Annotated in this window: 3 protein-coding genes; all 3 read right to left on the bottom strand. The window is 60.8% G+C overall.

Annotated features, from left to right (window positions below; all coding sequences use genetic code 11):
- Nucleotides 1–44: hypothetical protein (locus IL54_RS25800; RefSeq protein ID WP_443210220.1), on the bottom strand; the 44-nt coding region annotated here is incomplete at its 3' end.
- Nucleotides 45–63: 19 nt separating this feature from the next.
- Nucleotides 64–2,157: a recombinase family protein gene (locus tag IL54_RS02820; RefSeq protein WP_037473055.1), complete on the bottom strand. Its 2,094-nt coding sequence runs from the start codon at nt 2,155–2,157 to the stop codon at nt 64–66.
- A 5-nt stretch (nt 2,158–2,162) separates the two neighbouring features.
- On the bottom strand, nt 2,163–2,604 hold a 442-nt coding region (locus tag IL54_RS24550; protein WP_037473052.1), incomplete at its 5' end, for a hypothetical protein.

Here is a 2,604-nt window from a genome sequence, read left to right as displayed (position 1 = left end):
ATGTCGCAATGATGGGTGACGCGATCCAGGAGCGCGGTTGTCATCTTGGGATCGCCGAACGTTTCATGATGCTGCTTTCCTGGAAGGGGTCATACTGTAATTTGGCGCTGTGAGCGCCTTTATTTGCTGGAGGGTCAGTTCCACCTGCCACGGCTGTCCCTTCTTTAGTTGCCGGCCCTGAAGCTTACCGCGTTTCAGCCATTTGAACACCGTCTGCTCAGTGACGCCGAGCGCGGTCGCGGCACCTTGGATCGAGTAGCTGCCATCCGGCCAACGGGGCGGATTATGCTCGACGCCGTTGATCTTTACGGTGGGGATATTCCAGCGCTGGCGCAACAGGTGCACCGTGTTGTGGTCGAACAGCCCGTCCAGGCTGTTCCGCAGACCCTCTGTGTTGAGCGCGGTAGCGACCTCGGCGTCCATCATGCCAGCGGCGTTGAGCTCTCGGATCCGCTGTTCTAGCACGTCGGCATGAGCAGCTTCAGCATAGGATTGAGTGCGCCGCATGACCCAGTGTTCGGTCGCTGCGCCCGTCTGCCAGATGATGCGGATCCACACCATGCCTTTCGCCCGCCGCTGATCTAGAATGACCTTGTCGATCACGAGGCGGAGCATCGCCTTGCGTTCGCTGTTCTCGATTCTTTCCCAAAGATCAGGCAGGTCGATGCCGAACGCTGCGATACGGGCGCGATCGTCGGCATTCAACGCAACGGTTTGCTCCGTCTTCCACCGCCGATAGTCCTGCTCGACCTTTTCGACCTCACGCAGCTTGCTTTCCCAGATGCTTTCGAGCGAACGGGCAACGAGGCGGTTTTCCGGCTCGACCGCGTCATATTGGCGCCGGGCACGCTCGCATTCATATTCGGCGCGTTCGCGCTTGAGTGTCCATTGCCGTTCGAGTCCATGGACGTCCGCGTCGATGGCGTCGAGCGCGGCCAACGCGATGGCGAGTTGGTCAGGGGTGAGCGCTGCAAGGAACTGCCGTTCGACCTCAGCCTCAACCCGCGGCGCACGCACCTCTTGGCAATATTGACCGACGCAGGTCGCTCGTTCGGAACGGCACCGATATACCGGATGGTTGCTGTCAGGGCCAGAGTAGTTGAGTGCCATGCGCCGTCCGCAACTGCCACACATCGCTATACCCTGCAGCAGCGCCTTTCCCTTCCGAGGCATGCCACGATGCCCGGCTTTGAAGTTGCCGACATTGTCCGTGAGCTTGTCGCTGATCGCCATATGCGTCTCCCAACTGATATACGCTGGATGAGCATTCTGGATGCAGACTTCCCACTGTTCGCGCGGAACAGCGCGCGTCGGGTTATTGGCCCCCTCGCTTCGCTTTTCGGGCGCAGCACACCGGCGTCCGTAGACATAGGCTCCCGCATAGACAGGGTTTTTCAGGATATTGCGCACACGCGCATCGGTTGCATCGCGCCAGGCTATTTCGTGTGGCGCCGGTCCCTTCAACGGCCTGACCGGCAGGGCAAGATCGGCCTGGCGCAGATAGCGCACTGCTGCCTTTGCGCTTCCCAGGCGCATGAAGCTGTCGAACACAAGTCTGATGCGCTCCTGAACCTGGGCGTCGGGATTGAGCATGATCCCTCCGGCGGGCGCGTAGATCAGCCCTGCCGGAAGCGGGATACGCAGTTCGCCGCGCGCCGCCTTCTGCCGTTCCCCCGTGTGCAGGCGCATGCGGATCTGATGCAGCTCAGCCTCGCTCATGATCCCCGAGAGACCCAACAAAAGCCGATCATGGTAAAGTCCAGGATCATATATTCGTTCGCTGTCGGCGATGAGAACGCTGAACATCGAGCAGAGCTGAAGCAGTTGATGCCAGTCACTGTTGTTGCGTGCGAGGCGCGACGCGTCGTAGCTCAGAACGAGACCGGCGTGACCCAAGCCAACTTCAGCGATTAGGCGTTGGAAGCCGTATCGGTGCTGAGCCTCCGCGCCGGATTTCCCCAGATCGTCGTCGATGATCTCGACCCGTTCGCGCGGCCAGCCAAGGCCAAGCGCGCGGTCGACAAGCCGATACTGAAGCGCCGTGCTTTCCTGGTGATGGCGGATCTGGCCGACGCTCGACTGACGGACATAGACATAGGCCAGCTTGGCCTGCTGCGTGGTGCTTATCCGTTCATCTACGGCATAATCTCTCAACATCGGTGTCACCGGCGTAGCGGGCAGTTGGGCGCGAGCACAAAGCCTGCGCTATCGTCGCCGCCAGCTGACGCTGGATTGCTGGCGGCAGGCTCGACCATATCTGGATCTTTGGCCGTCTCCGGGGAGAGCTGATGTTCACTCTGGCATTCCTCGTCCTGTGATGAACGGCGCAACGCCTCTGCCAGCGCAACGACTCGCATTAGGATGGAGCCTGAGACCAACGGCGCGGATTTCGAGTCAGGCGGAGCGGTAGCCAGATCGGTGACGGAGCGAAGGATGTTTCGCTGCCCGCCATGCGGCACCCGGATAGTCATCCAAGCCGGCCCGCGATCAGACACCAGCTTCAGAACTTCGAACCGCTCGCCGAAGAGCGGATGCTGAGGGCACGTCACCGTTACATGGCGGATCAGCCCGTCGATATCAGGGGTATCACTGGATGGTTGGCTC

The organism is Sphingobium sp. ba1, assembly GCF_000743655.1.
In the GTDB taxonomy this organism is placed as follows: domain Bacteria; phylum Pseudomonadota; class Alphaproteobacteria; order Sphingomonadales; family Sphingomonadaceae; genus Sphingobium.
The sequence above is the reverse complement of the archived record's forward strand: the minus strand, read 5'-3'. Positions and strand labels throughout refer to the sequence as shown.